The sequence below is a fragment of the Spirillospora sp. NPDC049652 genome (assembly GCF_040675125.1).
In the GTDB taxonomy this organism is placed as follows: domain Bacteria; phylum Actinomycetota; class Actinomycetes; order Streptosporangiales; family Streptosporangiaceae; genus Spirillospora.
Window position 1 is genome coordinate 1 of record NZ_JBFAOF010000496.1, and the last position, 5,317, is coordinate 5,317.

General features: G+C 72.9%; 7 protein-coding genes. 6 read left to right on the plus strand and 1 reads right to left on the minus strand.

Annotated features, from left to right (window positions below; translation table 11 throughout):
• On the minus strand, positions 1-785 hold a 785-nt coding region (locus tag AB0J52_RS26110), incomplete at its 3' end, for a LysR family transcriptional regulator (RefSeq protein ID WP_500184913.1).
• A gap of 110 nt (positions 786-895) precedes the next feature.
• On the opposite strand from AB0J52_RS26110, the gene AB0J52_RS26115 reads away from it, so the two are divergent.
• The 6 genes from AB0J52_RS26115 to AB0J52_RS26140 all read left to right on the plus strand — a co-directional run.
• Complete coding sequence (locus tag AB0J52_RS26115) at positions 896-1,708, plus strand: SAM hydrolase/SAM-dependent halogenase family protein (protein WP_500184914.1); 813 nt, start codon at positions 896-898, stop codon at positions 1,706-1,708.
• A 162-nt stretch (positions 1,709-1,870) separates the two neighbouring features.
• Positions 1,871-2,746, plus strand: coding sequence for an ABC transporter substrate-binding protein (locus tag AB0J52_RS26120; protein WP_500184915.1), 876 nt, complete (start codon positions 1,871-1,873; stop codon positions 2,744-2,746).
• Between the two features lie 10 nt (positions 2,747-2,756).
• Positions 2,757-3,620, plus strand: a complete 864-nt coding sequence (locus tag AB0J52_RS26125) for an amino acid ABC transporter permease (RefSeq protein ID WP_500184916.1) — start codon at positions 2,757-2,759, stop codon at positions 3,618-3,620.
• A complete protein-coding gene (locus AB0J52_RS26130; protein WP_500184917.1) occupies positions 3,617-4,366 on the plus strand; it encodes an amino acid ABC transporter ATP-binding protein in 750 nt (249 codons plus the stop codon). Before AB0J52_RS26125 ends, AB0J52_RS26130 begins: the two co-directional genes overlap by 4 nt.
• Before the next feature lie 32 nt (positions 4,367-4,398).
• Positions 4,399-4,791 (plus strand): NUDIX hydrolase, encoded by a 393-nt coding sequence (locus tag AB0J52_RS26135; RefSeq protein WP_500184918.1) that lies wholly within the window; start codon positions 4,399-4,401, stop codon positions 4,789-4,791.
• 123 nt (positions 4,792-4,914) lie between these two features.
• On the plus strand, positions 4,915-5,317 hold a 403-nt coding region (locus AB0J52_RS26140; protein ID WP_500184920.1), incomplete at its 3' end, for a hypothetical protein.

The following is a 5,317-nucleotide window of genomic DNA, read 5'->3' on the forward strand; positions in this document are numbered from 1 at the left end:
GGCCGCAGGGCCACGTCGTCGCGGACGGCCCCCACCGCCAGTGCCGGCACGAACGTCACCCCGAACCCGGCGGCGACGAGGCCGAGCTTGGACGTCCACTCGGCCACCCGCAGCGGCGTCCGCGGGACGAACCCGGCCGGCGCGCAGCGGGCGTGCAGGGCTGCGACGGCGGCCTCGTCGTCCGCGACGATCCACGACTCCTCCGCCAGACCGGCCAGCGGGACGGTCCGGCGGCGCGCCAGCCGATGCCCCCGGGGCAGCGCGACCAGCAGCGGGTCGTCACCGAGGGCGACCGGGTCGGCGGACGCGATCTGGGCCACCTTGTGCGTGCTGACCACGGCGAGGTCCAGTTCCCCGGCGTCCAGCGCGGGAAGCAGCCGCTCGGTCAGCCCTTCGCGCAGCCTGATCTCCACCCCCGGATGCCGCTCGCCGAACCGGGTGAGCGCACGCGGGACGAGCACGGCGTTCGCGGTGGAGAACGCGCCGAGCCGCAGCGTCCCCGCGTCCACCTGACGCAGGCTGTCCAGGGCGCGGGCGGTGTCGGCGTACCGCTCCAGCAGGGCACGGGCGTGCGGCAGCAGGCACTCCCCCGCCGGGGTGGGCCGGACGCCCCGCGCGCCGCGCGCGAAGAGCTCGACCCCGCACGCCTCCTCCAGCGCCCTGACCTGCCGGGACACCGCCGACTGGGTGTATCCGAGCGCGGCCGCCGCGGCGGTGAACGAGCCCACGTCCGCCACGGACGCGAACGTTCGCAGCAGCACGGGGTCGAGGGCTTCGGGACGCACCGGCGCAGGATACGGCCACAAACCCCACCACGAGTGTGTGAATTACCGGGCGACTTGGTACCCTCAGGCGTCACTTTCCGTGATAACAGCAGCTCGTGTTAGGTACGCCCGTGTCCGAGTCCCGACCGTTCGCCAGCCTCACCACCGACTTCGGCGCCGCCTACAGCGGCACCTGTGCGGGGGTCGTGTACGCGATCGCGCCCGCCGCCAACGTGCTCGTCCTGAGCGACGAGGTCACGCCGTACCGGATCGTCGAGGGCGCGATGCTGCTCCGCCAGGCGCTGCCCTACCTGCCGGTCGGCGTGCACGTCGGGATCATCGACCCGGGCGTCGGCACCCCGCGCCGTCCCGTGGCGGTCGCGACCGGACGCGGCGACGTGCTCGTGGGCCCCGACAACGGCCTGCTGGTCCCCGCCGCCGAGGCGCTCGGCGGCGTGACCGCCGCCCACTACCTGGAGAACCCCGCCTACCGGCAGCCGTCGGTGTCCACCACCTTCCACGGCCGGGACATCTTCGCCCCCGCCGCGGGCCACCTGCTCGCGGGCGTCCCCATCGCCGACCTCGGCCCCGCCGCGGACGCCCTGCTCCCCCTCGACCTGCCCGCCCCGGTCGTCGCGGACGGCTCTCTCACCGCGTCCGTCCTCTACACCGACCAGTTCGGCAGCCTCGTCCTCGGCGCCGAGCCCGCCGAGCTGGCCGCCGCGTTCGGCGACCTCCCGTTCGGCTCCGGCCTGGAGCTGCGCTGGGACGGCGGCGACGCGCGGGTCCCGTTCGAGGAGACTTTCGGCAAGGTCGCCGTGGGCGACCCGCTGGTATGGGTCGACTCGTCCGGACGGCTTGGGCTCGCCGTCAACCAGGGCTCGGCCGCCGAGCGCTTCGGCCTCGCGGACGGCATGGCCGTCACGATCACCCGGACGCCGTGACCCGGCACTCCTGACCACGCATCCGCCGGGCCGGCCCGCCCGGCGCGCACCGTCCGGCGCCGCGGCTCCCGCCCGCACCGCGGCTCTCTCCCCACCTTCACCTCAAGCCCGCCGCTCCCGTCATCGCCGCAACCGATCCCGTCGCATCGCTGGAGGCACGTCTTGGCCCGTCGACCCCTGCTGACCGCCCTCGCCGGCCTGGCCGCCCTCGCCGTCGCCACGACGGCGTGCGCGCCCCAGAAGGAGGAGAGCACCTCCGCCGGCAAGTCCCCGGCGTCCGCCGCGTCCTGCGCCAAGGACAAGCTGAAGCTGACCAAGCCCGGGCAGCTCACGGTCGCGACCGACAAGCCCGCCTTCGAGCCGTGGTTCAAGAACGACGACCCGGCCAACGGACAGGGCTACGAGAGCGCGGTCGCCTACGCGGTCGCCCAGAAGCTCGGCTTCGCCAAGAGCGAGGTCAAGTGGGTGACCGAGTCGTTCGACTCGTCCTACGCGCCGGGCCCGAAGAAGTTCGACTTCGACATCAACCAGATCTCGGTGACCCCGGCCCGGGAGAAGGCCGTCACGTTCTCCACCGGGTACTACGACGTCCAGCAGGGCGTGGTGACCATGAAGAACGGCAAGTACGCCGGCATCACCTCGGTGGGCGAGCTCAAGGACGCGAAGATCGCCGTGCAGGTGGGCACCACCGCGCTCGCGGCCGTCCGCGACCAGGTCAAGCCGAGCAGCCAGCCCAAGGTCTTCAACGACCAGATCGACGCGGTCAACGCCCTGAAGAACAAGCAGGTCGACGCGATCGTCCTGGACCTGCCGACCGCGTTCTACGTCACGGCCGCCCAGGTCGAGGGCTCCAAGATCGTCGGGCAGCTGCCGCAGAGCGCCGGCAACAACGAGCACTTCGGCCTGCTGCTCGAACAGGGCAACTCCCTGGTCGGCTGCCTGGACCGGGCGCTCGGCGAGCTGAAGTCCTCCGGGGAGCTGACCAAACTCCAGCAGCAGTGGCTGACCGCCGCCGCGGGCGCGCCCGTCCTGAAGTGAGGATGACCCGGTGACCGCCACCCCCGACACCTGGGTGAAGAGCGAGCGGCAGCTCGCCCGCGAACGGGCGCGCCGCCGCGCCGGGATCCGCAACGGCTCGATCGCCGCCGCGTCCACGATCGTCTTCCTGGCGGTCGTGGCCGGCGGCGTGCTGGCCTCCCCCGGCTGGCCGAGCGTCCAGGCCAAGTTCTTCGACTGGAACGAGCTCAAGGGCGCGTTCCCGGACGTGCTCAGCGGCTTCTGGATGAACGTCCGGATCTTCCTGATCGCCGAGCCGGTGATCCTCGTCCTCGGCCTGCTGGTCGCGCTCGCGCGCGGGCTGCGCAACCCGCTGTTCTTCCCGCTCCGGGCGCTCGCGGTGCTGTACACCGACGTGTTTCGGGGCATCCCGACGATCCTGCTCGTGTTCATGATCGGCTTCGGCCTGCCCGCGCTGCGGCTGCAGGGCCTGCCCACCGACGCGGCCGTGCTCGGCGGCGGGGCGCTCGTGCTGTCCTACGGCGCGTACGTCGCCGAGGTGTTCCGGGCGGGCATCGAGTCGATCCACCCGAGCCAGCGGTCCGCGGCCCGGTCGCTCGGGCTGTCGCAGGCGCAGGCGCTGCGGTTCGTGGTGCTCCCGCAGGCCGTGCGGCGGGTCGTCCCGCCCCTGCTGAACGACTTCGCGTCGCTGCAGAAGGACACCGCGCTCGTCGGGACGCTCGGCGTGGTCGAGGCGCTGCGGCAGGCGCAGATCCACTCGGCCGACGACTTCAACTACACCCCCTACCTCGCCGCCGCGGTGCTGTTCATCGCGCTGACGGTGCCGATGGCCCGGTTCACCGACCATCTCGCGGCCCGCGCCGAGCGCCGCCGCGCCCCCGGAGGCAAGCGATGAGCGGTCCGCTGCTGGAGGTCGAGGGCCTCTGGAAGACCTACCACGCGCACCCGGTGCTGCGCGGCGTCGACCTGAAGGTGGACGCGCACGAGGTCGTCTGCCTGATCGGCGCGTCCGGGTCCGGCAAGTCCACGCTGCTGCGCTGCGTGAACCTGCTGGAGGAGGTGGACGACGGCGCGATCATGCTCGACGGGGACGAGATCACCGCGCCCGGCGCCGACCCGGACGAGGTGCGCAAGCGGATCGGCATGGTCTTCCAGTCGTACAACCTGTTCCCGCACATGTCGGTGCTGGACAACATCACCCTCGCGCCCGTCCGGGTGCACAAGCGCGACCGGAGCGAGGCGCGGGAGCGGGCGCGCGAGCTGCTCGACCGGTTCGGCCTGGCCGACAAGGCCGGCGAGTACCCCGACCGGCTGTCCGGCGGGCAGCAGCAGCGGGTCGCGATCATCCGCGCGATGGCCTGCGACCCGAGCCTGCTGCTCCTGGACGAGGTGACCTCCGCGCTCGACCCCGAGCTGGTCACCGAGGTCATGGGCATCATCCGGGAGCTGAAGGACCAGGGCATGACGATGGTCCTCGCGACCCACGAGATGGGGTTCGCCCGGGACATCGCCGACACCGTCTGCTTCCTCAGCGACGGCGTCCTGCTGGAGCGCGGCCCGGCCGAGCAGATCTTCAGCGAGCCGCGCGAGCCGCGCACCCGCGAGTTCCTGCGGCGCGTCCTCGCCTCCCGCCGCCTCTGATCCGCACCGCCACGAACTGGGATGATCGGCCTATGGATCTCGATGTCGTCGCCTGGGTCCACGTCGCGGACGGACGGCTGCTGACCGTCCGTTCGCGCGGCCGGGACCTGCTGTACCTTCCGGGCGGCAAGCGCGAGCCCGGCGAGGACGACTGGTCGGCGGTCGCCCGCGAGGTGCGCGAGGAACTCGGGCTGACGCTGGACCGGGCGTCTTTCGCCGAGCTCGGCGTCCTGCGGGCTCCGGCGTACGACCAGCCGCGCCACTCCCACGTCCGGATGGCGTGCTTCACCGCCGGGCACCACGGTGAGATCACCCTGGCGGGCGAGGTGGATGAGTTCCGCTACATCGGCCGTGAGGACCGTGCCCTGCTGGCCCCGGCGTCCGCCGCCGCGTTCGACCTCGCCGCCGAGCGCGGACTACTTTGATCGCTCAGTTCAACACGCGGCAATATTGATTGACCGGCACCCGTCTCGCGCCCCACACTGACCCCGTCGGCAACTTCAGGTGACAGGGCGGGCCGACATCAGATTCGGCCAACGGGGGTTCCCATGCACGACCACATCACCTACGCCGCCGGACGCCTCGGCACGGCCGGGTCCCTGCCGGACCTGCTCGCCGCCGCCTTCGACGGCCTGGAGCTCGTCGAACGCGCCGCGACCGTGCTCGCCGACCCGTCCCGGGGGCCCGTCCGGCCCGGCCTGGACGCCGCCCTCTCCGAGGCCAGCCAGGCCTGCTGGGCCCTCGCCACCGCGCCGACCGTCCAGTCGGCCGAGACCGGCCCGCCGGCCCGCGGCATCGGCATCCGCGAGACCGTCGACACCCTCAGCCGGTTCTGCCTCCAGCTCACCGAGGCCCTGGTCGCCGCCACGGCCCACACCCTGGACCCGGCCGACCGCATCGCCTGCCTCCGCGCCGCCCGGCACATCGCCCGGGCCCACGTCGTCCTCGCCT